Raw genomic sequence first — 25,221 nt, 5'->3', positions numbered from 1 at the left:
ATTGTTTCTTACAATATCATGTATTATCTATAAAACACAGGCTTTAGCGATGACTTTGATAAACTAAACAATCCCTTTATTAATAACATTTACGAAAAGATATTCAACACGCAAAAATGGTGAAATATTTTTCCGCATAAAAAAGACCGAAAGTCCCATTTCCAAGCGTTTTAAACGCTAATGGTACTTCGGCCCTACAAACAAGTGACAACTTATTTATCAATAACTAATCTTCTTGTATAAACCGCTTGCCCCGAGTGCATCACCGCATCATCAATCGTTGAAACTAACCGAACCTGACGCGTAACAGGAGGATTCCAATTTTCATCGATCACCTCATGGAGCGCTTCGTCATCAATATTTTCTAAATAGGTTTTCGCTAACCCCACACTCTCCGCTAAATAATCACTCAGCAAACTTTTATCCGTCACTACTACTTTCGCCGCCTCTTCCGGCGTATGACGCCAATCTTGCGTATCATCCGGCAGATCCAAATCAAATTTCTCCCGCCAGCCCGCCTTCGTCCATAACGGCTCACTATTGTTAAGACCAGAAATCTGCTGATCGATCATTTTGGCAGTGTGCCAGAAAAGCCAGGTCACAGACTTGATGAGCGGCTTCGGCATCGTATTCGCCTCCTCCACATTCATCTGATCAAGCGTATCCACGAAACGCTCCTGAGCTCGATCTAAAGTATCGATAGACAATTGTGTAGCTTTCATCTTATCTCCTCCATTTTGTCCGCAATAAAAACAGACAGCTTTTGTCCTACGTACTTAGTTTTCCCCAAAAACTGGATTTCACACCGTTTAAGAGGCATTATTATTGGTCTAACGCTACGATGATCCATCTAGAGATCCTCCAAAAATCTTGTTGCCAATTCATAAGCTTCCATTTGATTGTGGCTTGACTGTTAAAAGATGGTTGCGTGTACACGGAAATCGCTTCTTTTTCAGAATCGCAACAAATCGATTGATTAATTAGATAGCTTTCCCTCTTATAGCATCTGTTAAAGCATTAACTCCTGACTTACTAGCTGTTGCATTCTGCTCATGAGAAAACGACCTCCAAATTTAGATCTAGACTCTAAACTTGAAGGTCGGCTCAAAAGTAAGACCTTACTTTTTCTTAGCTCTCATAAACAAAATAGTCTGCAAAATATAGGCAAGTACAATCACAGAAATACCAACAAAAGAAGGGCTAAAAAAGTTTAGGACAATACCGATGATTACAATTATTGAACAAAGTATGTTTATTTGGACTTTTGTCATTTACACATTCTCCTTATTGCCAGCCACATTTGCCTAAAAATGTCGCAAAGTAATTATACTCAAACCAAATTCCACCTGGGCATCTTGATACAACAACTCCTAAAGTAGCACAAGCAGTTTTAACGATTGGGTGGGGTATCCATATTCCACCTAAGCTCATGCCGGATCCAATATTTTTCACAGCGGTTTTTGATAGATAAACACGGGCATAATTCCAATGGAATTTTATCTTAGTTACTCCTTGTTTATATTTTCTTGCAGTAATAGAAACAAGATTATTAGAAGAAGTGGCAGCACTACTGAAATCTAAATAAGTAGCAGTCCGGTTTTCTTTGTCGATTGTCAAACCCTTGTCAGCAATAATTTTATTCGTGTAGCTCAGTTGTTGCTGGACTTGATTAACTTCTGCTAAATTTATATTAGCTTTACCTTGTGCGCTAAACACATATTGATTATTAACAATCTCAATATAACGATCATACTGACTTAAATCATCTTTTGCCGCAGTCTGTGGCATATCCTTAACTTCTTTTATTGGGGTTTCGGTGGCATATGCTCCAATCGAAGGCAACACCAAAGATATTCCCATTGTTAAAGCTAAAGATACACATACAGAGCTAATCCAGCTTTTCTTGATTTCTCTTTTCATGTATAATCATCTCCAATGTATTAATCTAAGTTGTACAACTACGTAAATTATAGCTTTCTACATGCTCTTTAACAACATCATTATCCTAAATGATCCATATTTTGTCCTAGACAACCAAAAAAGATGCGAAATTATAATTTCTGTATACAGAGTTATAGATTTTATAGACATTTATACCTAATAGATTACAATGAAAAAGCCGCCTCATAAAGGTTAGCTTAAAATATTAATTCATTTTAAAAGAATTTGTGCGGACATTTCCCAAACGCTATGGGAAGTCCGAACCCTCGATCCACAGATGAAGAATTGTGATAGGATGATAGGCTGTGATAAATAATAGGTAGTAATGGCTGTGTAATGGATTTTTATATAGACGTTGAAAAACAAAAAATATTAAAAATAAACAAAAGATGTTAAGTTCTGCCCATGCTCTGCCCACGAAAAAACCCCGCCGAAGCGAGGTTCGCACTTATAAGACCCCGGTAACCTCTGCTTCGTTGTCTTTGAAAATATCATGCAAGGTCTTTCCATCAATTTTAGCATTATAAAAAAAACTGACATGATCATCATTAAATGTATTACCTATTAATTCACCATTAGAACCAACTAATGCTCTACCAAGTTCTCCAGTATAGCTCATGAAATATTCTTTATTTTTATAGAGGAATTCTATCTCTCTACCATTTTTAATAAAAAATAACATTCTATCTACATCTTTTTCATCCTTTTTGGTAAATTCATTTACATCTTTCACAGTAAAAACCTCCTTTAATGTTTTTCTCTAATCATATTACCTTTTTTATCCCAAGTTATTTTGTGTCGATGTGGAAATTTAACCCCTTTAATCGGGTTATGAAAATAATCAATATCTAATACTGCTTTTCCATTTTTACCATAGTATCTTCTCTGCTTTACTTTTCCATCAACAATTAAATCTTTTGAAGAATATTTTTTGCTTTTTGATGGTAAATTACTATCTCCTTTTTTACTTACTTTCTTCGAATTATTCCCCTTAACCTTTTTACCTTTTTTCTTAGCTGATTTGAATAGTTGAGCTTTAGTTTTTTTCTTTTTCTTCTTCTTTCCTTTTTTACCTTTGTTCGATTTTGGCTTTGGCTTTGGTTTCGGAGTTGGCTTTGTATAACCTCCACCCGATGCAGGTGCTCGTCCTACTCCACCACCCGGCGAAGGTGGGCTACCGTCTGTTTGATTTGCTGCTGGGCTAGCAGTTTGTTCTTTTGCTATTGTTGCCGTTGCTGGTACACTAACAGAAAATAGCATTAAACTAGCTACGAATATGTACAGTAGATGCTTTAATTTCATTCTCTCACACTCCTATTTATTTTTAAACATTCATTTTACCTGATTTTCTGACAAATGTCTGTGGAGATTTTGTGACAGTTTAGAATGAAATATGGAGATTTATTGTGTGAATATGCAATTGTGAAGATTGAAAATAAACTAACCCACTGGGTGGTGAGTTAGTTTAACCTGTTACGGTTGTGCTATGTGATTATCGGTTTACACTTATATTTTTATTTGCTATAATTAAGTTGTAAAAGATAACTTGTGATGGATAAAGCTGGGTTCCCGAATGGGAGTAAGATAATTTATTATCGAGAATTCCTTTGCTCCTGAGGTTATCTTTATTTTTTTGTCTTCATTTTGAGATGATCTATAATTTTTTTAGGGTTTTTCTTGATTTCAGTTATAATAAAATCAACAATAGCTCGTGAGTAAGTATACTGCTTATTTGTTCCCAACACATGACAATAACAATATCTTTCTTGATTTTTGAGATCATAGAATTTCAAAAAAAGTTGAAAATCAGCTGTATTGAATGTTTTTCTAACAATTTTATTATAGATAGAAGTGTGCTCAAAAGTAATTTTTTCTCTAGATAATATCTTATTTATCTCTTTCACACAATTCTTTTGAGTATAAGAGTGGGTCTTATTAGGATCTTTCTGCTCTTTTATTATTTGAACAGGAATCTCCCCATCTTTCGCTATCCTAACTGTACTTTCCGCATCAGAAACTTTTTTAGTTATATAAAAATTATGCCGGATATCTATAGAAAAGGCTGGGCTATTTTCTTTTTCTATCATCTCTATTTCTCTCTTCGTTGTTAAAAGTTTTTCTGCAGTCTCTGGAGAATATTTTGATTTTATAATTGCCGGGTCTAAATCATCTTCTTTTATTACTAGAGATAAAAAACTTTGAGTAACATATTCTGTAATATCTACATCATGAAACAAACTCATCTTTTCCATATAATTAAAAACACTCGATTGGAAAAGCGGCGCATATATAACTTCGTAATCTTCAGTTATAAAATGTGTACTTACATTTCTCAATTCTATTATTTTCTCAATATTTAATCGCAAAGGATCATGTTTGTTTGTAAAGATTTCTTTAACACAATATTCTAACGAAACTGTTCGAGATGGGTTATCTTTGAAATAAATACTTTTCTCGCCATTTTCCTTAATCAGTTTTGCCTTAAGCATAAGTTCCCACGAGTTACATATAAAAAAACTAAAACCTTCAACTCTATAATGGATAGTTGGTTTATTATATATTTCTAAGCCCAATAAAAATGCTTCAATACTTTTTTTCACTAACATATTGTATGTGTTTCCCATTATTGACCTTCTCCACTTTTTTATTAATCATATCATAGAGATAAAATGGACACAATATTATAAGTATGTATACACCCACCCTCAACTGTCAGTGGGCTTTTCGATTATTTAACTTTAAAAGAATTTATGCGAACATTCCCCAAACGCGTTTTGCCCTTATACACATAGAACCCGATAACAATCCGGAATGTTCCAGCTTGACTTTTTAAAGTAACCTTTAAATCTATATACAACCACCAAACTTTGCTTCGGTGCCAAGCCACTTTCAGACCATTCTGCCTCTTGCACTTTTACCCAAGATCCATTCGTTTTTTTGTCCGCAAATAAGCGATAATCTACATTTCCCTTCCGTGTGCTTTTGATTGCGACAGATACCCCTTTATCCTCCTTGCGATCAAAATTATCTTTCGTTGGGTTTACTGAAATTCCTGCTACTTTGACGCTTGTCATTTTACATCAACTTTTTCCAATTATTTGATATAGTAAAAGGCTGCACCGAAATGCAGCCGATTAGACTTATTTAAATGTTCCAAACGCTTCTTTTGTTTTTGCGTTACGCACAGGTAAATAATAAAGCGAACCAACTATAACTGTTAGGATAGTTGAAAATATAAAAAAAAGACCGCAAGCCCCGTCTTCCAAACGTCCTAAAACGCCGACAGTGCTTCGGTCTCGTGGGTTTGGCACCCAATGGGTTGTGGGGGGTTCGAACCCTCGACCCGCTGATTAAGAGTCAGCTGCTCTACCAACTGAGCTAACAACCCGGTTTTGCATGTGTGATTTAGCAAAATCATCACAAAGATTAGTATACTCCCTGCTATGCTTGCTGTCAATAATTAGCTAGGTTCTTTTCGGTGCTTGACAGTGAACGGAAAAATCGCTTAAATGGAAGGTAAGAATATTACCTTGAAGGAGAAGGAGATAAAATGGCTCAACACGCTGTTCGAATATCTAAATACCAACAAATCGCTGTCGATATTGCCACTAAGATCATGGAAAGAAGTTATAAAGAAGGCGACAAAATCCAAGCAAAATCACATATTGCGAGTCGTTATCATGTTTCTGCGGAAACTGCCAGAAGAGCATTGCTGGTATTGGCAGATTTAGAGATCGTAGAGATCAAACATGGCAGTGGTGCCTATATCAAATCCTATGATAATGCGATTAAATTCATTAATCAATATAAGGAAGTCCAGTCCATTAGTGAGCTGCATGCTGATATCAAAGACAGTTTGAAACAGCAGTCGGAGGAAAGCCACCGTTTTCATCAATTGGTAGAAGAACTGCTTGATCAAACAAAACGGTTCCAAACAATCAATCCCTTAACACCTTTTCAACTGGAAATCGAGGCGCATACTCCATATATCGGCAAGACGATCCAAGAAATGAATCTGTGGCAAAGCACTGCTGCCACACTGATCGCGATCAAACATGAGGATGAATTGATTATTTCTCCGGGACCCTATGCGAAATTTGAAGAGAATGATATTATTTATTTCATTGGGAATGAATTTTCACTGCAACGGGTCACTAATTTTCTGTATCCCGACAAAGCTGAATAATGGTGTTTCACGTGAAACATACAAAAAAACGACTAAGCGCTCTGCTTAGTCGTTTTATCATTTTATGCCAAGCGCCAAACGCTTTTTACTACATGTGTTTGGTTGCGGTCAGGACCAACGGAAAACATCGATACTTGAACGCCTGTAAGCTGAGCAATGCGTTCCATATAATGACGCGCATTTGCCGGTAGATCGTCTAACGATTTTACGCCTGTAATGTCTTCTTTCCAACCTGGAAGCTCTTCATATACTGGCTTGCATCGTGCTAAATCTTTCAGACTTGCCGGGAATTCAGAGATTGTTTTCCCGTCTAGTTCATAGGCAACACAAATGCGAAGTGTATCGATTCCTGTCAACACATCTAATAATGTCAATGATAGATCGGTCAGTCCACTCACACGGCGTGCATGACGGACAACCACGCTGTCAAACCAGCCGACACGGCGCGGTCTTCCAGTTGTTGTTCCATATTCATGACCAACTTCACGGATCGTGTTGCCGATCTCGTCGAATAATTCAGTCGGGAATGGTCCATCGCCTACACGTGTTGTATATACTTTTGCAACGCCAACGACATGATTGATTTTTGACGGGCCAACGCCGCTTCCGATTGTAACACCACCGGCAATTGGATTACTGGAAGTAACGAATGGATATGTTCCTTGGTCAATATCCAGCATAACGCCTTGAGCACCTTCAAATAAAACGCGTTTTCCTTCATCTAGCGCGTCGTTCAATACAACAGATGTATCACAAACGTACTCTTTGAACTGTTGTCCATATTCGTAGTATTCTTCTAAAATATCTTCTAATTGGAAGCCTTCTAATTCATAGAAACGTTCTAACAAACGATTCTTTTCTTGTAGATTATGGCTTAATTTTTCTTTAAATGCTTCTTTATCAAGCAGATCCACCACACGGATACCAACGCGAGCAGCCTTGTCCATGTAAGCTGGACCGATGCCTTTTTTAGTTGTTCCGATCTTATTAGCGCCTTTGCGTTCTTCATCCGCTTCATCAATGCGAATGTGGTAAGGAAGAATCAAGTGTGCACGGTTGGAGATACGTAAATTAGAAGTATCTACTCCCTTATCATGTAAATATTTCAATTCTTCTACTAACGCTTTAGGATCTACTACCATCCCATTCCCGATAACGCTGATTTTTTCTTTGTAAAAAATGCCGGATGGAATCAAATGCAATTTGTATGTTTCACCATCGAATTTGATCGTATGACCTGCATTGTTACCACCTTGATAACGCGCGATCGCTTCCGCATTTTCCGAAAGAAAATCTGTGATTTTCCCTTTTCCTTCATCGCCCCATTGCGTTCCTACAACAACAACTGAAGACATTTAAACACCTCATTTAATTGGTCTTGGGCTAAATTTACTTAGCCATTTTTCCACTCCTTATTGTACCGTTTGCCGTTCCATTCGTCAACTTTTTCACGAACGATGTGAAATGGAGTTTTTTTATTGTTCGCTTTTATGACAAAAAACCAGCCCTTAAATGATTAGGACTGGTTTTATTTACGCGCCTGGCGGTGGTGCCATGGCATCATCATAGCGTATTTCTAGGTTTACAAACTTATTATACTCTTTCACAAAGGCAAGTTTGACGTCGCCAACGGGCCCGTTACGCTGTTTCGCAATAATGATCTCGATCGTACCGTCATTTTCGCCTTCGCGGTCATAGTAATCTTCTCGATAAAGGAAGGCAACGATATCAGCATCTTGCTCAATGGAACCTGATTCACGGATATCGGACATCATCGGTCTTTTGTCTTGGCGTTGTTCCACACTCCGGGATAACTGCGACAAAGCAATAACGGGGACTTCTAATTCACGTGCTAAGGCTTTTAAAGAACGCGAGATCTCGGAAACTTCTTGTTGTCTATTTTCGCCGCCGCGGCCGCTTCCGGCAATCAGTTGTAAGTAGTCGATCACGATCATGCCGAGACCTGTCTCCTGTTTTAAACGACGACATTTCGAACGAATCTCGTTCACGCGTACGCCAGGAGTATCGTCGATGTAGATTCCGGAATTCGACAATGTTCCCATCGCGATCGTCAGTTTTTGCCAATCATCGCTGGTCAAAGCACCTGTCCGCAAATTTTGGGCATTGATATTTCCCTCTGCACAAAGCATACGCATAACTAGCTGTTCGGCGCCCATTTCGAGACTGAAGATCGCTACGTTTTCATCGGTCTTCGTTGCCACGTTTTGGGCAATGTTGAGTGCAAAGGCGGTTTTACCGACGGAAGGTCGGGCAGCAACGATAATAAGGTCGTTTCGCTGAAAACCAGCTGTCATTTTGTCCAGCTCGTTAAATCCTGTCGGGATTCCCGTAATATCGCCTTTGCGGTTATGGAGGGTCTCGATGTCATCATAGGTTTTGACAAGAACGTCCTTGATATTTTTAAAAGCACCTACATTTTTACGTTGGGACACTTCCAAAATACTTTTTTCGGCTTCGTCCATTACCATATCTAGTTCGTTCTCACGCGAATAGCCATCTGTGGCGATCTGTGTTGCTGTGCGGATCAATCTGCGCAGCAGCGCTTTGTCCTCCACGATATGCGCATAATATTCCAAATTGGCAGCGGTTGGAACGGCGCTGGAAAGTTCTGTTAAGTAAGCGAGTCCGCCTACGTCTTCTAATTTCCCTTCGGCAGCGAGCGTTTCATAAACCGTTAAAATATCCACGGCTTTCCCGTGGTCGTTCAGATCCAGCATCGATTCAAAGATAAGCTGGTGGGCACGTCTGTAAAAATCATCTGGCATCAATATTTCAGAAGCTGTAATCAGCGCATTGGGTTCTAGAAAAACGGCGCCAATAACTGCTTGTTCCGCTTCGATATTTTGTGGTGGCGTACGATCTAGAAAATTATCATCCACTTCATTACGCTCCTTTGTTCTTATTCTTCTGTTACATGGACGTCAAGTGTCGCACTTACTTCATGATGCAATTTGATTTCAACTTTTGTATGTCCTAAACTACGGATCGCATCCGGCAAGTCGATTTTACGTTTGTCGACTTTGATCCCCTGTGATTTTTGCAATTCTTGTGCGATTTGTTTTGAAGTGATGGAGCCGAATAATCTGCCGCCTTCACCAGATTTTGCTTTCAATTCGACTGTTAAGTTCTCGATTTTTTCTTTCAATGCTTTCGCTTCTTCTAATTCTTCTGCTGCTAGTTTTTCTTCTTTCTTCTTCTGAGCTTGTAAAGCGCTAAGTGTTGTATTGTTTGCTTCTGCGGCATAACCGTTTTTAATAAGATAGTTTTGTGCATAACCATCTGCAACATTTTTCACTTCGCCTTTTTTACCTTTACCTTTTACATCTTGTAAGAAAATAACTTTCATTTTATCTTTCCCCTTTCCAGTAAGCATCTATGGCTTCTTTCAATTGTTCTTCTGCTTCTGCGATCGTGATATCACTGATCTGGGTAGCTGCATTGGACAAATGTCCGCCGCCGCCTAGTTTTTCCATAATTATTTGGACATTGATATCTCCGAGCGATCTTGCACTGATGCCTATTCGGCCATCTGCTCGCAAGGTGATGACAAAGGATGCCTCAACGCCTTCCATGGATAGCATCGTATCTGCAGCCTGTGCAGCGATGACAGTTCCATAAACTTCTTCTTCCTCGCCTTTAGCGATCGCCATGCCATCATGATAGATCTCTAGCGACTCTACTAATCTGCTTCGCTGCGTGAAGGTGGCGATGTCCTCTTTTAGAAATTGCTGCACTAACACAGTATCAGCACCTAATGAGCGTAAATAACTTGCTGCATCGAAGGTTCTTGAACCTGTTCGCAAGGTGAAATTTTTTGTGTCGACAACGATACCGGATAATAAAGCCGTTGCCTCGATCTTTCCTACTTGTTCTAGATCCGGCTGGTATTCAAATAGCTCCGTAATGAGCTCTGCAGTCGACGAAGCATATGGCTCGATATAAACGAGCACCGGGCTTTCTACAAACTCCTCTGAGCGTCTGTGGTGGTCCACAACGACAACATGGTTGGCAGCCTCTAATAATTCTGGACTGATCACCATCGAAGGTTTATGTGTATCGACAACGACAAGCAGACTTTTATCCGTCATCGCATCTTTCGCTGTTTGCGGGGAGACGATGTTTTGGATCACATTCGGATATTTCTCGATCTCGCTCATCAGCCGTTCCACATCAGGACTTAATTTATCGGGCTCCACGATCACATAACCTTTGCGTTCGTTCATTTCTGCGATCCGCATGACGCCTAGACTAGAACCGATGACATCCATATCAGGATATTGATGACCCATTACGAAAACCTGATCGCTTTGCGTAATCAATTCTTGCAATGCTTGCGAGATCACTCGCGCTCTGACACGGGTACGTTTCTCCATTGGGTTCGTTTTCCCACCGTAAAAGCGTACTTCCCCCCCAGATTGTTTGATGACGACCTGATCCCCACCTCGTCCTAAAGCTAGATCTAAGCTGGACTGAGCAAGTTCTGCAAGCTCAATCAAGTCTTCTTCATTATACCCTATTCCAATACTAAGTGTTAACGGAATATTTTGTTTAAAAGTGCGCTCTCTGATCCGATCCAAGATCCGGAACTTTTCTTCTTCCAACTTCTTCAACATACCTTCATTTAAGAAAGCCATAAACCGATCCGTTGAAATACGCTTCAAATAGATCCGGTGTTCTCGCGCCCAATTCGTCAGCATCGAGGTCACCAAATTATTTAACGCGCTACGTCTTCGATCATCCATACCTTGTGCCCACTCATCATAATTATCCAAGAAGATGATCGCATAAACCGATTTTTCATCTTCATATTTTTTCTTGATTTCATAATAAGCCGTGCGGTCATATAAGTACAATACCTTTTCTTTATGCTTCACAATAATATCAAAACGGTATTCTTTCCACGTGATCGATACGATCCCTTGTTCTTCTGTCTGCTGGATCGCCTCTACAAATTCGGGCCCCACCTCTTCGATAGGCTCCCCGATCAATTCCATTCTGTCAAAATATTTCTCCATAAACGGATTGACCCATTCGATCTTGAGCGAATCATCATAGAGCAGGATCCCCATCGGCATATCAATAAGTGCCGCTTCCTCACTCCGCTTGATTCGATACGAGAGATTGGTAACATACATGTGTATATCTTTATCCAGCCGCCACTCGAAATAAAAAATCATTATTCCCAGCAATATCCCCACTACGACAGTAATTAAAGCTAGCCACCAAGCAAAAAAGGCAGTTATTATAGCTAATGCGATCATACCCGCGGCTAAACCGTAAATCGGATACATCCACATTCTTTTTTCAAAGTAACTTTTCATTTTCTTGTTCAGCTCCCCAAATAAAGCAATCCTCAAACTACCGATAGCTCTTTCCATCTATATAATAATACCATAGCGTGGAAACGATAGAAAACTTTCCGAAAAATGCTTTGATATACGGATTTTAACATAATCCCCAGATTCTGCAAGTAAATGCAAAATAAAAAGCGGCTAGGCGCCACTTTAAAAGGAAAGACTCTTTATCTGCTTTGTCGAGACATAACAATTTTCGCCGTTGATCATCTTGAGAACCCCATTCGACTTGTCCATCTCATGAATATTTTTTTTATTTACAATGAAAGAACGGTGACATCGGTAAAATGTGTCGTCCAGCATTTTTTCAATATTCTTCAATTTCCCATAAAACTCGATCTGTCTGTTTTTGCCATGTAAAATGACTTTATGCGCAGTTGGAGAAGTCTCAAAGAACAAAATATCATCAAATCGCTCGCGAATCACTTTCTTATCAGAGATCTGCAGCGTGAAGACCGCGCCCGCTTCTGGCTTCACATTGACACGTTCTTCCGCTTTCGCCAAGCAGTCATACACCCGTTTCTCCATTTCATTGAAGTCGTCTTTGATAATATAATCGAGCGCCTCCACTTTATAAGTGAAAGTCATGTAACTAAGTTCCGCATGCGTGGTAATAAAAATGATAAACCCACGTGGATCATGCTCGCGAATCTTTTGTGCCAATTGAAATCCATTCATTTCCGGCTGCTGCAGATCAATATCTAGAAAATAAAGGCCCATCTCATTTGTCTCTGCCGCCTTCAATTCATCAATCACTTCAAAAGGGTTTCCCGTAGAAAGTTTCACTTGCATGTCTAGCCGCTGCGACTTGATATACTGATTGATATACCCTGTCACTCTCTTTCGCTGCATCGAACTATCTTCGCAAATAAAAACCGATAACATATCCATCCTCTTTTCTTTAAATAATTTCTAATTCTTGAATAAATTCTCTTTCTGTTATCCGCGTATCTAGCGTTACATTCGAGTAGCCCTGTATCACTTCCCGTAAAGTGGACAAGCCTAAACCTCGATTGGTGCCTTTTGTAGAAAAGCCTTCTTCAAACATTTTATAGATTGGCGGGATCTCCGCCGGTAAACTATTAGCAAAAGCAATGACCGTCGATTCTTCCTGCTTCACGACTGCCACACGAATAAATGGCTTTTCACATAACAATGCCGCTTCCACAGCATTATCCAATAAAATACCCACCGTCTTACATAGATCGATCATATCCATATTGATCTTTTCGATCGGCTCCACTACTTCAATGATCGCATCTACTTTCAATTCTTGCGCCCGAATCAATTTAACCGCCACTAATCCTTTCAGCTCGACTACATGAATGTTTTGGAGCAGAGAGATTTTATAGTTGTTCGATTCGATCGCTTTATTTAAAGGAACAATATTATTTTCAAAATAACGTTTCAATCCGGCCATATCATCATTATCGATATAACCAACTAAAGAAGATAAGATATTGATGTAATCATGTCTAAAAACACGCATATCTTTGTGTAATACTTCTAACGTTTCTACATATTCTTGCAATTGCTCCATCTGTTGTTTTTGATTCTGCATCTGGATTTCCCGTGTCGCAACACGCAAGATGATGGTTACGATAACGGCTAAGACCAATACATAGCCAGTAAATAATAATGTATTGCTTTGTAAAACCCGCGTACTGAAACCTGCCATCGAACCGGCATAAATATTGACGTAAAAAGCTATAACCGTAATTACTATGATAGTAAAGAGGATGTAGCCATATTTTCTATATTCAATAAACCGCTCCAAGCGGAAATGATTTAGCAACTTCCTTATCAACAAGGCAAGCCCGATAACGATCAAGAACATAACTAGCGAATAGATTAGACGTGAGAAAAGACTAGAAGAAGCTTTTTGAAAGTCCAATCCGCTCATTTCGATCAATACTAAATTTGTTATAGAATCACTCACGACCAATAAAATGACTGTTAAAAGTGCAATCGATATTGAGTAAATAACTCGTCTATTCTTGATAAAAAGCGAAATAGCAAGGATCAGCGCTAATAAAAATGTCGCCCAGTACTTAATAAGCCCAAATAGAGGGAGCGCACATAAAGCCAAAACTAAGGTGCCTGCTCCCTCTAATTTGTTATATTTACTATTTGCTAGAATTTGAACTCCAAAAAACATTGCCAAAATTTGGATCGTTCCAACTAAAATACCTAACATAATCTTCCTCCATATGATCTATGTAAGCTAGTTCATTTTAGTCTATTTTAGCACGTTTGTTCGTAAAAAAATACTTTATTTTTCCGCTTTCTTTTGTGCTTTTAAAACCATAGGACTTTTCGGTTCATACGCAAACATAGAACATGCCTTTGAAGAAGATGAATCTGCTACTTTGATAGATTGTCTCTCGATGTTTTTCGCCAACATTTTTCCAACTTTATTCATAGCTTTCATAATTATGATACCTCCTATTTAAAATTTTATAAACTAGCGGATTGATACTTACGACCTGATACAAGGCCCCTAACATGATTAGAACTTTCATCTCAGCAATTGGAACGAGTAGCGCTATTCCCGTTAATAGCAGCGTACACACCATTGCTTTTCTTTTTAATTTTTTACGATTGTCTTTCCCGATCAAGGGAAGACTCTCTGTATCTGCTGGAGCGAAAAAAAAGACATTGAGCAAAACAAAAATAAATACACCTAAAACTATCCAATTATTCAAAAGCAGCCCTTTTGCAAAATAAGGAATCAAATCGAACATGCTGACACTCACTACCGTACAGACCCAGCTTTTAGTAGCATGAAGGCCAAAAGAATATCTTCTGATCATCAAGTAAGCTAGATGTACTGTAATCGTTTGCCATACTATCCCCAGCAATAACGCTACTCCATAAACAGCAATGAATTTCATTGCGTTAATTAGAATAATTTCTAAACCGTATTTAACTTTCAAATATCCTTCTTCATCATCTGCCCAGCGTTCTTTTGTTATTATTTTCTCTGCCAGTCTAGCTGATAAAGGAACGTTTGGAGAATAATTGCTCAATTATTTCACCTCCACTTTATAGTTTACAATGTATTTTGAGAAAAGGAATATATTTATCCTAAAAGCCTCTATTTTTGTCTTAAACAGCGTAAAAAATTACATTACGAGCATTTTCTGTATACAGAAAATCCGGAAATTGGGTACAAAGTCCTAAAAACATCATTTGCAGTTCATAAAAAAACACCTTTATTACTACAATAGTAACAAAGGTGTCGGTATTTGATTATTTTTCTTCTGCGACAAATGGTAATAATGCCATTTGACGAGAACGTTTAATAGCAACAGTAAGTTTACGTTGGTATTTTGCGCTTGTACCAGTTACACGACGAGGTAAGATTTTACCACGTTCGGAAACGAATTTTTTAAGCAATTCAACGTCTTTGTAATCGATATGTGTAATACCATTAGCAGTAAAGTAACATACCTTTTTACGACGACGTCCGCCTCTGCGTCCTCCAGCCATTCTTTTCTCCTCCTATCATTTACCTTTTAGAACGGTAGATCGTCATCTGAAATGTCGATCGGTTTACCATCATTTGCAAAAGGATCATTATTAGTCGTTTGATAACTTTGAGATTGCTGCTGATTCTGATTAAAACCATTGTTTGCAGGCGCCTGGTTATAGCTATTATTATTATTGTCTTGATGTTGACCCGAATTATTTCTTGGTTCTAAGAATTGAACGCTTTCTGCAACGATTTCCGTTACATAAACACGTTTTCCATCTTGACCCTCATAATTACGAGTTTGAACACGGCCGTCCACACCTGCTAAGCTACCTTTTTTAAGGTAATTAGCTACGTTTTCAGCTGGTTTTCTCCAAACCACACAATTAATAAAATCCGCTTCACGTTCCCCTTGTTGATTAGTAAATGTTCGATTTACCGCCAATGTGAATGTTGCAACAGCCACACCACTTGGGGTATAGCGTAATTCTGGGTCTTTCGTTAAACGTCCTACAAGCACTACACGATTCATCATGCAGAACCAACCTCCTCTCATTTTATAAATCAAGGACTCTATTCCTTGAAAATTGCTTACGCTTCTTCTTTGATTACGATATGACGAATGATGTCGCCGGAAATTTTAGCTAAACGGTCAAATTCGTTGATAGAATTTGCATTTTCAGCGTTCAATTTCACGATGTGATAAAAACCGTCGTTGAAATCATTGATTTCGTACGCTAAACGACGTTTACCCCATTCTTTTGATTCGATGATCTCCGCGCCATCATGTCCCAAAATGCCATCAAAACGTTCTACTAACGCTTTCTTTTCATCTTCTTCAATGTTTGGTCGGATAATGTACATAACTTCGTACTTTTTAGCCATCTACTCTACACCTCCTTATGGTCTTAAACGGCTCTGATATAAGCATACTACTTATATCCTCTTGACGAGAACGAGCAAGGAATAATTTATAATTACTCACAATAAATGATTATACCATAATAGCTGCCTTCCAGCAAGCCTATCTTGGTCGTCATTTCGTTGTAGAAACACTATAACACACCTTTTTAGCCATTTCTATCAAAAGTACGAAAATCGTTTTTTAAGGTTGCTTTCGTGTTTTTCAGACTGGATCTCGCAGGATCGGAAGGGTCATACATCTTGGACCCCCACGGCCACGTGACAGTTCGGAACTCGGTATCTCATTGACTACAATGCCATGTGCTCTCAGCGCCTTGTTAGAGAGGACATTGCGGTCATAGGTGACCACTTCGCCAGGAGCGATCGCAAGTGTATTAGCACCGTCATTCCACTGCTCTCTGGCAGCATCGATCTCTTCCCCATTCCCGCAATAAATAAAATCGATTTCTGGCTGTTCCAAAACCCGCTTCAATACGGATTTGAAATCGTCATGACGTTCGATCTGCAAATCTTCTCCGTCTTTTGTCAGCTCGATTTCATAGATATGTAATTGCTTGTTTTTTATCAGTCCTGGGTGAATCACAAACTGGTTGACGCTTACCATCGTAAAAACAGTATCCAGATGCATAAATGCTCTCGTTGTTGGTATTTCTACCGCTAAAATCTTTTCAAATCCAGAATGGCCTCGTAATAGACGACTAGCCAAGTTCTCGATCGCACGTGCATCGGTACGTTCGGAGATCCCGATCGCCAGTACTTTTTCCGATAAAACTAATTCATCCCCACCTTCGATCGAAAACGAATTATTGCGATTCAGCCAGATCGGAATCTGTTCTTTTTGAAATTCTGGATGGTAACGCATGATATATTCCATAAAAACCGACTCTCTACGTCTCGCCGGCTGATGCATTTTATTGATGGTGATACCTTTGCCGACGACTGCCGCAAAATCGCGAGTAAAATAAAGGTTCGGCATTGGATTTAGCAAAAATGGATATGGGTCTGTAAGCATATCGGATAATTGCTTTTTGCGGCCGGGCACCTCTTCCCTTCGGACACCGGCAGTTATTTTTTCAATCATTGTTTGCGGATCTTGTCCATTCAAATAAGCTTTCAATTCAGCAGCTTCTGGTCCCACTTGTTCTGATTCAATCAAAAATGTGTCCAGAAATGTTTCTCGGACTGCTTTTTCTTGAAGTGCATCAGCCAGTAGCTGTTCCAGATATAATACCTCGACCTCTTTTGAGCGCAGTAGATCTGTAAAGGCATCGTGTTCCTTTTGCATAATGTCTAAAAATGGGATGTCATCAAATAATAAACCTTGTAAATACTTTGGCGTTAAATTTTCTAATTCTCTACTTGGACGTTTTAAAATCACTCGCTTTAAGCGCCCTACTTCTGAAGTTACTTGTAAATTAGTGTTCATAAAATCCCCCTCCATAAACAAGTTATACCCTATTCTCTCATAAATTATAGACAAACAAACGTTTGAACTCTCCAAGTAAAAGCAATATAACATTAAAGGACACTTTTAGGATATCGATTGACAAGTCGTCTTTGGGTGTGAAAAACTGAAGGGGCGAACACGAATAAGAAAGGAGTTACTATTATGACACAAGTCTACATGCTTATTGGTTCGATCAAAGAGAATAGAGCCGGCATCGCCAACGCCATGTATTATCGGAGCACGCATTTCTATAATGAAGGAATCCGCGCCGACATCGTGACGTTAGATTACAATCCCAACTACGCAACGATCATTAAAAATATCAAAGCTGCGAATAAGATGGATTCCCGTACCCAAATGCTTAATTTATTCACGTTTTTTGATGATGAGTCGTTAAAATATTTAAATTCGACTGATTCATCCTACAAACTCGCCAATAGATTAGCCGCCCTAGAAACATTTAAAAAAACACAAAAAAAAGAAGGCACATTTAAATATATCTCACCTTCAGATAACAACATTTGGCATATCGTCAAATATAATGCAGATAATAACGTAAATTACATGGATACTTTCCAAGAAGGAGAACGAAAAGAACGCGCCATTTATCGCCAAGGAAAAATCAAATGTGTCCGTTCTTTTCGCACAGATGGCTCAAAAAAGTCCGAAACGATCTTTAACAGCGAGGAAGAACCTTATTTAGAACGGATATTTGATGAAGAAGAAAAACCGACCACTCATATGCTGCTCGGCGTCCATAAAGAATTTTCGACATTCGATGATCTCTGTATTCATTTTCTTGAGCAGCTGATCGAGGACAAATCAAGTAATGTTTTGCTATGTGATGGTCCGAAAGTATTTCCCAAGATCCTTCAAACGAACCATACGAAAATCAAAAAATATGCTTACATCCATACGAACCACTTTCGACAGCCTTACTGTCCGGGCGCTAAAATCAAAGCCGCATTGTTGTATATCTTCAAACACGCGGATGCCTTGGACGGGATTATTGTAATGACCGAAAAACAGAAACAGCATATTGTAGATGAATTTCATCTTAAAAATGTCTATGTTATTCCCAATTTCCTAGTCGTTGATAAGAAACGGATCTCTCACCGCAAAACGAATGATATCGTTATTTTTTCGCGAATTGTAAAGATGAAAGGGATCCAAAATGCCATCAAAGCTTTTGCGATCGTCTGTGAAAAAAATCCGGCGGCTCGTTTGATCATTTATGGAAAAGGCGACTACGAAGCAGAACTCCGCACGTTGATCTCTGAGAAAAATTTATCTAACAATGTCTTCATGATGGGCTATGCCAACGATATCAAAGAAGTCTTAAAGAATAAGATCGCTTCTCTCTCCACCTCTGAATATGAGGCATTCGGCTTAAGTATCGCCGAGTCGATCAGTTACGGCGTGCCAGTGATCTCTTTTGATATCAACTATGGTCCGTCTGATATTATCAGCGACGGGGAAACAGGCTTTCTTATTGAGAGCGGAAATGTAGAAGCATTGGCGAATAAGATATTGTATGCACTTGATCATAAAAAAGAAATGCGGAAAATGGGTAAAAGAGCGCAGCAAGCACTGAGCGAGCAATTTCCGCCTGAGAGATTACTGCGGTTATGGAAGGATTTGTTTGCAACAGCATAAAAAGAACGGACAAGTTGATTACTTGTCCGTCTTTTTTTTCATAACTTTACTCCGAATAAAGGAAATAATGATTGGCAATACCGAAACGATAATAATCCCGATCGCTACCAATGAAAAGTTATCTTTGATGATCGGTACTTGCCCGAAAAAGTAGCCTGCCAGCGTACAGATCAGCACCCACGCGGTTGCGCCTAAAACATTATACGTCAAAAAGTAACGATAGTTCATTCTGCTGGCACCTGCCACAAATGGTGCAAACGTACGGATAAAAGGCATAAATCTCGCAATAAAAATTGTTTTTCCGCCATATTTATTGAAAAATTGCTCTGCCTTATCCATTTTTTCTTGGTTGATCCACTTGGATATCCAGCTATTCTTAGGGATCGCCGTTCCCACTCGTTTACCAATAGCATAGTTGACCGTGTCTCCCAAGATTGCAGCGAGCCACAAAACAATGATTACCGGCACGATATGTAACGCTGATCCATCCAATACAGACAAGGCTCCCGCGGCAAACAACAACGAATCTCCGGGTAGGAACGGGAAAATAACCACACCAGTTTCTACAAATATAATTAAAAACAAAATGATATATGTCCATATATCAAATATATTTATTATCTCGACTAGATGTTTATCAATATGTAAAATAAAATCAATCAAATTTACGATTATCTGCACCAAGCATCCACTTCCATTCCATGTTTTGTTTATAGTTTAACATATCCATCCCAAGATTACCTTCATACTTTAGCAGTAAAAAAGCAAAGTTCCGCTTAAAGAACTTTGCTTTTCGATTTATTCGTTTACAGTTGATTCTTCATGACTGATCAATGCGATCAAGCCGCCTACCGCTAATAGAACGATCGGAAGCAAGAATAAAATCGACACCGACATCGTACAACCTATCGCCGAAGCAACCATCAATGCGCCACCTAGTCTAGCGCGATGCGGTACAACAAAGGCTCCAATAAGCCCAACCGCAGATAATAGCAGAGTTGCTATGTTCAGCATATAAAAAACGAATGATTCTTCTTCCAATGCTTGGGAAATACCTGGAATCGTGAGAACCATCAGCGAGAAACCAATACCTAACGCTGCCCCTAAAAAACCTAATAATCCTTCTACTTTCATTTTATTCCCTCCTTTGACAGCTTTACTATGTTATTATTTTAACATAAAAATGATTATTAATAACTATTTTATTCTCAAAAAAAAACCGATACGAATATCGGTTTTAAAAAGGGAGTATAAAAGGTAAGGAACACTATTCGCTTAATAGTTGTCCTAACTTACAAATTTATTTTACCAATCAATTATGAATTTCTACTGATGTTTTTATTAATTTATTGTTAATTTTCCATAAGATCCAGCCTAATTTCTTTGCCTAACGGAACAGCTGTCGAAGCAGGTTGATGACCAATGTCCGGTGTATGGAAAATAGGAAGGTGGTAAGCGGAGGCGATTTCTTCGAGAAGCCTTGCTAGTTTAACTGTTTCATTTTGTTCACGTAGCTCTGAAAAATCCCCAACAATCAAACCGGCTATCTGGTCAAAAACCTGCATTTGTTCCAATTGTGAGAAATAAGCACTGACCCGCTCTATCCCGCCGCTTGCAGATTCTAACAAAAGGACTTTGCCCTCGACCTCAGGAAAAAATGGAGTGCCTGCCAATTTTAGAAAACAGCGGATATTTCCGCCGATCAATGTTGCTTTTACTTTTAATTGTTCTCTCGACCGCCAGTATCCGTGAAGTATGATACTTTCTTGGGCAAAAAATAACGTTTCAAAGGAGTGCAAAGCTGCTTTTGTTGGATCTTCCATGATCTGCAGAATTTGAAATAGCACACCGCTAACTCGTGCCTTTTTCGTGATCGCATTTAAGATAACTGTCAAATCACTATAACCAATAAAAGGGATTGCGCGTTGAGCAATTTTTTCATAGTTAAGCAACGGCAGTGTTTGATTGGCGAGATCACCGCCGGAAATGTCAAATATGGCTTTTATCTCCGGGTCCTCATAAAATGTCATCAGCGCTTTCGCTCGTTCGATAGCTGGAACATTTCCTGACTTTACAAAGATCGTTGGTGCTAATACAGCTTCTATTTGGTAACTCGCTCTCAGAAAAGTTGTAAGTGCTTCTAATTTCCCGCGGTCTTTTTCCGTCTTGCTATTCGAGCAAGCAACTAGCCCAATTTTATCTCCTGCTTTCAGCATAGCTTCATACCTCTTTCAAAGTTTCACGTGAAACTTTTTCTTTCATGATTTAATAGCCATTCTTTTCGATCGAGACCTCCGGCATAACCACCTAATTCCCCATTTGTATTGATCACACGGTGACACGGAATAATGATTGCAAGCTGATTCGTTCCATTTGCTCTCGCTACAGCTCTGCTCGCAGTTGGACGGCCAATATTTTCCGCGAGTTTTTTGTACGAAATACTTGTTCCAATCGGGATTTCCTGCAATGCTTTCCAAACGGTTTGTTGGAATTCTGAACCAATAAAGCGAAGCGGTGTTTTGAAATCCTGCAGTTCACCATCAAAATAAAGTTCTAGTTCCTTTTCGATTGCTTCAATGATTGGTGTTTTTGACGGGATGATCGCTGCATTCAAACGACTTCTCAACCGTTTTATTTCATTCTCCAAACCTCTTCGATCTACAAATTCTAATAACACTAAGGAGTCTTCATCTGAGATTGCTAGCATTGGTCCGAGCTTGGTTTCCAGCCAAGCTGAGTTTAGCAAAGTCACCTCTTTTGAATTAGTTGGTATCGTCCCCATCGTTTTTGTAAACGCATCGCGGAATCCGTTGCTTGATTCATAACCACTTTCATATTGAGCGTCGATGACTTTCTCCCCCTTTCGGATATATTTTAAACCCAAGCCCAACCTTCTAGAGCGGGCGTATTCAATGAATGTCATTCCAAAATGTTTTTTGAACTGTCTTCTAGCTGTATTAGCACTGATCGATAGCGCATCGAAATCTCTGTCCATCCAGCGTTTTTCCGGGTTTGCTTCAATGGCATCTATCAAGACTTTGACTTCTGCCGATAATCCGTTTTGCTTGGATAGTGGCTGACATTTTTTACAAGGTCGATAAGAGGCTAACGCTGCTTCTTGCGCCGTTTCAAAAAACTCGCAGTTTTCTTTCTTAGGCTTGCGCGCGGGACAGGTAGGCCGGCAAAAAATGCCTGTGGTTTTCACACCGACAAAAAAAGTCCCTTCGTATTCGCTATTGCGTTCTATCAGTTTTTCATAATAACGATCGATTTTTACCGGATCACTTATCATTGTCATTACTCCTTTTCCTCTTATTACATAGAATATAACAAAGATTCCATACAAGCAAACCAGCAAAGTTGACAGGCATTTTTTTGACAAAACAAATCCCGCTCTCCAAGTGAAGGGCGGGATCAACTTTTTAAATTACTAAGGTAAGAACATGTTCTCCGACAGCGACTTTTCCATTTTCTTGGATGATAACGTCTAAATAATTCGTATAGTTTGTCACGACCATTGGAGTAGTGATGTCATAGCCTTCTGCTTTTATTTTTTCCACATCAAATTCCACTAACAATTGACCTTGCTCTACTTGATCGCCTTGTTTAACATGTGTCGTGAAATACTTACCGTTCAATTGAACGGTGTCCATGCCGATGTGTATCAAAACTTCGGCGCCTTCGTTTGTTTCCATTCCAAGTGCATGTCCAGTTGGAAACAGTGTGGCGATTTTCCCGGAAGCTGGTGCATAAACTTTACCGACTGTTGGAACAAAAGCAGTTCCTTTGCCAAGCGCCCCGGATGCAAATGCTTCGTCGCTAACTTCTGCTAGAGAGATCGTTTGTCCTTCTAATGGTGCATAAAGGGTCTCCTTTTCAATCAATGTTTCAACTTGCGTTTCTACGGGTTTTTCAGCGATTGGATCTGTTTGATCTTTGAATCCGATCAAATAAGTGAGAATGAAGGTAACGATAAAACCAACGATTACTGCAATGACTACTCCCCACATTGTTGCGTCGACGCCATTTTTAGGATGGATGAAGTTCGGGAAACCGAAGATTCCAAGTCCTCCCATGATATAGCTGTTTACATTGAAAAGTCCAATGATCGCACCGCCGACTGCACCACCGATACAGCTGATGATAAATGGTTTTTTAAGCGGTAAGGTGATCCCATAAATAGCGGGTTCTGTTACACCGAAAATACCGGAAACAAAAGCTGGGATCCCAAGCGACTTCAATTTAGCGCTCTTTGTTTTAGCCATAACTGCTGCTACTGCACCGATTTGGGCAAAGGAAGCGGCAAAAGTCAGTGCTAATACTGGGTCAAATCCCTTAGTTGTAAGGTTGTTGATGACGACAGGAATGAAGCCCCAATGCAATCCGAAGATAACAAATACTTGCCAGAAACCACCTAAGAAAATACCGGCAACGATCGGGCTCAAATGATAGATCCATAACGTGAATGCACTTAACAAGTTTCCTGCCCATGTTGCAACAGGTCCAATCACTAAGAAAGTAAGCGGAACAACAACTAGCAATGTACAAAATGGAACAAGGAAGTTTTTCACTACATCTGGAATGATTTTTTTAAAGCCCTTTTCTACTTTGGAACCAAAGTAAGCGGCCAAGATTATTGGGATAACGGAAGATGAATACGTCATTAAAATAACTGGAATCCCTAAGAAAGTAATATGGATCGGCGACTCAAACAATGTGCCGCTGAACAATGTATACAGTGGTTTCCCTGCTAATACGCCTGCCAATGTCGGATAAACCAGCGCGGCACCGATCGCCATTCCGATAAAAATATTCCCGCCGAATTTTTTCATTGCGGTAAATCCTAAGAATATCGGGAAGAAGTAGAATAAGCTGTCACCGATCGCATATAAGATTTGGTACGTTCCAGATTGGTCCGTGATCCAACCAAGTGCGATAAATAAGGCGGCGAAGCCTTTGATCATACCTGTTGCTGCCAGTACACCCAAAACTGGTGTAAATACGCCGGAGATCATATCGATAAATCGGTTAAATAGGCTGCCCTTCGCTTCATCATTGCCACCGCCGTCTCCATCAGCAGAAATACCTCCGACTGCTAAAACAGCGCTGTATACATCTGGAACGTGATTACCAATAACTACTTGATACTGGCCGCCGCTTTTGACAACGGTAATGACGCCGTCTAATTTTTCGATGACGTCGGTGTTGGCTTTGCTTTCATCTTTTAGCTTAAATCTTAGTCGAGTGATACAATGAAAAACACTGTTGATATTCTCCTTTCCACCGACATTTTCCAGGATTTGCTTTGCTAATTCTTCGTATTTCATCTAACTGACCCTCTTTCTGTTTTGATATTTGGGCAAAAAGAAAAACCTAAGCTCATCCCAGGAAACTCGTATCTAATGACACGATTCCTGTGAATCAGCTTAGGTTTTGCCCAAAAAGGTAACAATCCTTTGTTGATAGTTGAAATATATCATATTCTGAAAGCGATTGCAACATTAATTTTCAACTTCTGATTTTGGTCCGTGGAAACTACATCTTAGGTCTGTTTTAAAAACAGATTATCCGCTGCATAATTAAGAGGAAAGCAGTAATTCAATCTACTTGAAGGAAGGTCTTGTCAGCGAATGAATTTTTTGATTATCTATGCACATCCGAACCATGAAAGTTTGAATTATGCGATTTTGCAAAAAGTTACAGCCAATCTGTCCCAGCAGCACACCATTAAAGTGTTGGATCTATATGCGGAAAATTATGATCCTCTGCTTCACTTTGGAAAGGATAAAAAGCGACGGGACCTTTACCTTGATGAAACGACAAAAGCAGAGAGAACGCTCGTTGAATGGGCCGATCATCTCGTTTTTATTTTCCCGATCTGGTGGGGCGGAATGCCGGCTATCTTAAAAGGATTTATTGACAAAGTATTTGTGAAGGATTTCGCTTATGCGTATAAGGGGGTCCGTCCGGTTGGTCTTTTGCCTGGAAAACGGGCTTGGATCATCAATACACATGATACACCCTCATTTTATGCGCATTTGGTTCAGCAGGACTATGGCAAAGTCCTAAAAAAGCAAGTATTAAATATGTGTGGTATCAAACCAGTCACACACACGACTTGCTCCTACATCCGCGGCTCTTCTCTGGAAAAGCGAACTGCTTTTTTGAAAAAAGTCGAGCAAATCAGTAAAACATTGTAAGCAAAAAGCACTTCTTA

At 39.4% G+C, this 25,221-nt stretch carries 27 protein-coding genes and 1 tRNA gene; 3 read left to right on the top strand and 25 right to left on the bottom strand.

Annotated elements, in window-relative coordinates:
- Positions 1-212 precede the first annotated feature (212 nt).
- The 8 genes from EL241_RS00235 to EL241_RS00205 form a co-directional block, all read right to left on the bottom strand.
- Complete coding sequence (locus EL241_RS00235; protein WP_036105210.1) at positions 213-722, bottom strand: DinB family protein; 510 nt, start codon at positions 720-722, stop codon at positions 213-215.
- A 396-nt stretch (positions 723-1,118) separates the two neighbouring features.
- Positions 1,119-1,271 carry a hypothetical protein gene (locus EL241_RS13580; protein WP_159099836.1) on the bottom strand — a complete coding sequence of 51 codons (153 nt, stop codon included), beginning with the start codon at positions 1,269-1,271 and terminating at the stop codon, positions 1,119-1,121.
- A 13-nt stretch (positions 1,272-1,284) separates the two neighbouring features.
- Positions 1,285-1,920, bottom strand: coding sequence for a hypothetical protein (locus EL241_RS00230; RefSeq protein ID WP_052009124.1), 636 nt, complete (start codon positions 1,918-1,920; stop codon positions 1,285-1,287).
- A gap of 469 nt (positions 1,921-2,389) precedes the next feature.
- Positions 2,390-2,674: a hypothetical protein gene (locus tag EL241_RS00225; protein ID WP_126320242.1), complete on the bottom strand. Its 285-nt coding sequence runs from the start codon at positions 2,672-2,674 to the stop codon at positions 2,390-2,392.
- A 14-nt stretch (positions 2,675-2,688) separates the two neighbouring features.
- Positions 2,689-3,243: a hypothetical protein gene (locus EL241_RS00220; protein WP_126320241.1), complete on the bottom strand. Its 555-nt coding sequence runs from the start codon at positions 3,241-3,243 to the stop codon at positions 2,689-2,691.
- Positions 3,244-3,566: 323 nt separating this feature from the next.
- Positions 3,567-4,565 (bottom strand): DUF3644 domain-containing protein, encoded by a 999-nt coding sequence (locus EL241_RS00215; RefSeq protein WP_126320240.1) that lies wholly within the window; start codon positions 4,563-4,565, stop codon positions 3,567-3,569.
- A 156-nt stretch (positions 4,566-4,721) separates the two neighbouring features.
- Positions 4,722-5,015, bottom strand: coding sequence for a hypothetical protein (locus EL241_RS00210; protein ID WP_036105216.1), 294 nt, complete (start codon positions 5,013-5,015; stop codon positions 4,722-4,724).
- A 241-nt stretch (positions 5,016-5,256) separates the two neighbouring features.
- Positions 5,257-5,329, bottom strand: a tRNA-Lys gene (locus tag EL241_RS00205).
- Positions 5,330-5,491: 162 nt separating this feature from the next.
- Between EL241_RS00205 and EL241_RS00200 the strand changes: the two genes are divergently transcribed.
- Positions 5,492-6,127 carry a GntR family transcriptional regulator gene (locus tag EL241_RS00200; protein ID WP_036105220.1) on the top strand — a complete coding sequence of 212 codons (636 nt, stop codon included), beginning with the start codon at positions 5,492-5,494 and terminating at the stop codon, positions 6,125-6,127.
- Positions 6,128-6,189: 62 nt separating this feature from the next.
- On the opposite strand, the gene EL241_RS00195 is transcribed toward EL241_RS00200, so the two are convergent.
- The 12 genes from EL241_RS00195 to arcA all read right to left on the bottom strand — a co-directional run bounded on the left by EL241_RS00195 (position 6,190) and on the right by arcA (position 17,327).
- Positions 6,190-7,482, bottom strand: a complete 1,293-nt coding sequence (locus EL241_RS00195; RefSeq protein ID WP_036105223.1) for an adenylosuccinate synthase — start codon at positions 7,480-7,482, stop codon at positions 6,190-6,192.
- A gap of 177 nt (positions 7,483-7,659) precedes the next feature.
- Positions 7,660-9,027 carry a replicative DNA helicase gene (gene dnaB / locus EL241_RS00190; RefSeq protein WP_036105225.1) on the bottom strand — a complete coding sequence of 456 codons (1,368 nt, stop codon included), beginning with the start codon at positions 9,025-9,027 and terminating at the stop codon, positions 7,660-7,662.
- A gap of 20 nt (positions 9,028-9,047) precedes the next feature.
- Positions 9,048-9,494, bottom strand: a complete 447-nt coding sequence (gene rplI / locus EL241_RS00185) for a 50S ribosomal protein L9 (RefSeq protein WP_036105227.1) — start codon at positions 9,492-9,494, stop codon at positions 9,048-9,050.
- Between the two features lies 1 nt (position 9,495).
- On the bottom strand, positions 9,496-11,469 hold the full coding sequence (locus EL241_RS00180; protein ID WP_036105497.1) for a DHH family phosphoesterase: 1,974 nt from the start codon (positions 11,467-11,469) through the stop codon (positions 9,496-9,498).
- A gap of 183 nt (positions 11,470-11,652) precedes the next feature.
- Positions 11,653-12,387: a LytR/AlgR family response regulator transcription factor gene (locus tag EL241_RS00175; protein WP_036105229.1), complete on the bottom strand. Its 735-nt coding sequence runs from the start codon at positions 12,385-12,387 to the stop codon at positions 11,653-11,655.
- A 16-nt stretch (positions 12,388-12,403) separates the two neighbouring features.
- The gene (locus tag EL241_RS00170) at positions 12,404-13,699 is read right to left on the bottom strand and encodes a sensor histidine kinase (protein WP_036105232.1); all 1,296 of its coding nucleotides are present in this window, start codon (positions 13,697-13,699) and stop codon (positions 12,404-12,406) included.
- Between the two features lie 75 nt (positions 13,700-13,774).
- The gene (locus tag EL241_RS00165; protein ID WP_036105235.1) at positions 13,775-13,933 is read right to left on the bottom strand and encodes a cyclic lactone autoinducer peptide; all 159 of its coding nucleotides are present in this window, start codon (positions 13,931-13,933) and stop codon (positions 13,775-13,777) included.
- Positions 13,917-14,531, bottom strand: a complete 615-nt coding sequence (locus tag EL241_RS00160) for an accessory gene regulator ArgB-like protein (RefSeq protein WP_003756732.1) — start codon at positions 14,529-14,531, stop codon at positions 13,917-13,919. Before EL241_RS00160 ends, EL241_RS00165 begins: the two co-directional genes overlap by 17 nt.
- 223 nt (positions 14,532-14,754) lie before the next feature.
- Positions 14,755-14,994, bottom strand: coding sequence for a 30S ribosomal protein S18 (gene rpsR / locus EL241_RS00155; RefSeq protein ID WP_003756734.1), 240 nt, complete (start codon positions 14,992-14,994; stop codon positions 14,755-14,757).
- Positions 14,995-15,020: 26 nt separating this feature from the next.
- Positions 15,021-15,512 (bottom strand): single-stranded DNA-binding protein, encoded by a 492-nt coding sequence (gene ssb, locus EL241_RS00150; protein ID WP_036105238.1) that lies wholly within the window; start codon positions 15,510-15,512, stop codon positions 15,021-15,023.
- Between the two features lie 56 nt (positions 15,513-15,568).
- A complete protein-coding gene (gene rpsF / locus EL241_RS00145) occupies positions 15,569-15,862 on the bottom strand; it encodes a 30S ribosomal protein S6 (protein ID WP_003756739.1) in 294 nt (97 codons plus the stop codon).
- A 241-nt stretch (positions 15,863-16,103) separates the two neighbouring features.
- Entirely contained in the window at positions 16,104-17,327 is a 1,224-nt protein-coding gene (gene arcA, locus EL241_RS00140; protein ID WP_036105241.1) for an arginine deiminase, read from the bottom strand.
- Between the two features lie 183 nt (positions 17,328-17,510).
- Here arcA and EL241_RS00135 point away from each other — a divergent pair, with 183 nt between their 5' ends.
- Positions 17,511-19,004, top strand: a complete 1,494-nt coding sequence (locus EL241_RS00135; protein WP_126320238.1) for a glycosyltransferase — start codon at positions 17,511-17,513, stop codon at positions 19,002-19,004.
- 18 nt (positions 19,005-19,022) lie between these two features.
- On the opposite strand, the gene EL241_RS00130 is transcribed toward EL241_RS00135, so the two are convergent.
- The 5 genes from EL241_RS00130 to EL241_RS00110 all read right to left on the bottom strand — a co-directional run bounded on the left by EL241_RS00130 (position 19,023) and on the right by EL241_RS00110 (position 24,331).
- Positions 19,023-19,685, bottom strand: coding sequence for a DedA family protein (locus EL241_RS00130; RefSeq protein WP_036105503.1), 663 nt, complete (start codon positions 19,683-19,685; stop codon positions 19,023-19,025).
- Between the two features lie 117 nt (positions 19,686-19,802).
- Positions 19,803-20,138, bottom strand: coding sequence for a DUF4064 domain-containing protein (locus EL241_RS00125; RefSeq protein ID WP_003756748.1), 336 nt, complete (start codon positions 20,136-20,138; stop codon positions 19,803-19,805).
- A gap of 218 nt (positions 20,139-20,356) precedes the next feature.
- Positions 20,357-21,220: an LD-carboxypeptidase gene (locus EL241_RS00120; protein WP_036105248.1), complete on the bottom strand. Its 864-nt coding sequence runs from the start codon at positions 21,218-21,220 to the stop codon at positions 20,357-20,359.
- 23 nt (positions 21,221-21,243) lie between these two features.
- Positions 21,244-22,302 carry a bifunctional transcriptional activator/DNA repair enzyme AdaA gene (locus EL241_RS00115; RefSeq protein WP_376701022.1) on the bottom strand — a complete coding sequence of 353 codons (1,059 nt, stop codon included), beginning with the start codon at positions 22,300-22,302 and terminating at the stop codon, positions 21,244-21,246.
- 124 nt (positions 22,303-22,426) lie between these two features.
- A complete protein-coding gene (locus tag EL241_RS00110; RefSeq protein WP_036105250.1) occupies positions 22,427-24,331 on the bottom strand; it encodes a beta-glucoside-specific PTS transporter subunit IIABC in 1,905 nt (634 codons plus the stop codon).
- Between the two features lie 303 nt (positions 24,332-24,634).
- Here EL241_RS00110 and EL241_RS00105 point away from each other — a divergent pair, with 303 nt between their 5' ends.
- Complete coding sequence (locus EL241_RS00105; RefSeq protein ID WP_036105253.1) at positions 24,635-25,204, top strand: NAD(P)H-dependent oxidoreductase; 570 nt, start codon at positions 24,635-24,637, stop codon at positions 25,202-25,204.
- Positions 25,205-25,221: the final 17 nt, after the last annotated feature.

It is taken from the genome of Listeria grayi (assembly GCF_900638015.1).
GTDB classification, from domain to species: Bacteria; Bacillota; Bacilli; order Lactobacillales; family Listeriaceae; genus Listeria; species Listeria grayi.
This window is presented reverse-complemented; position numbering and strand designations above follow the sequence as displayed.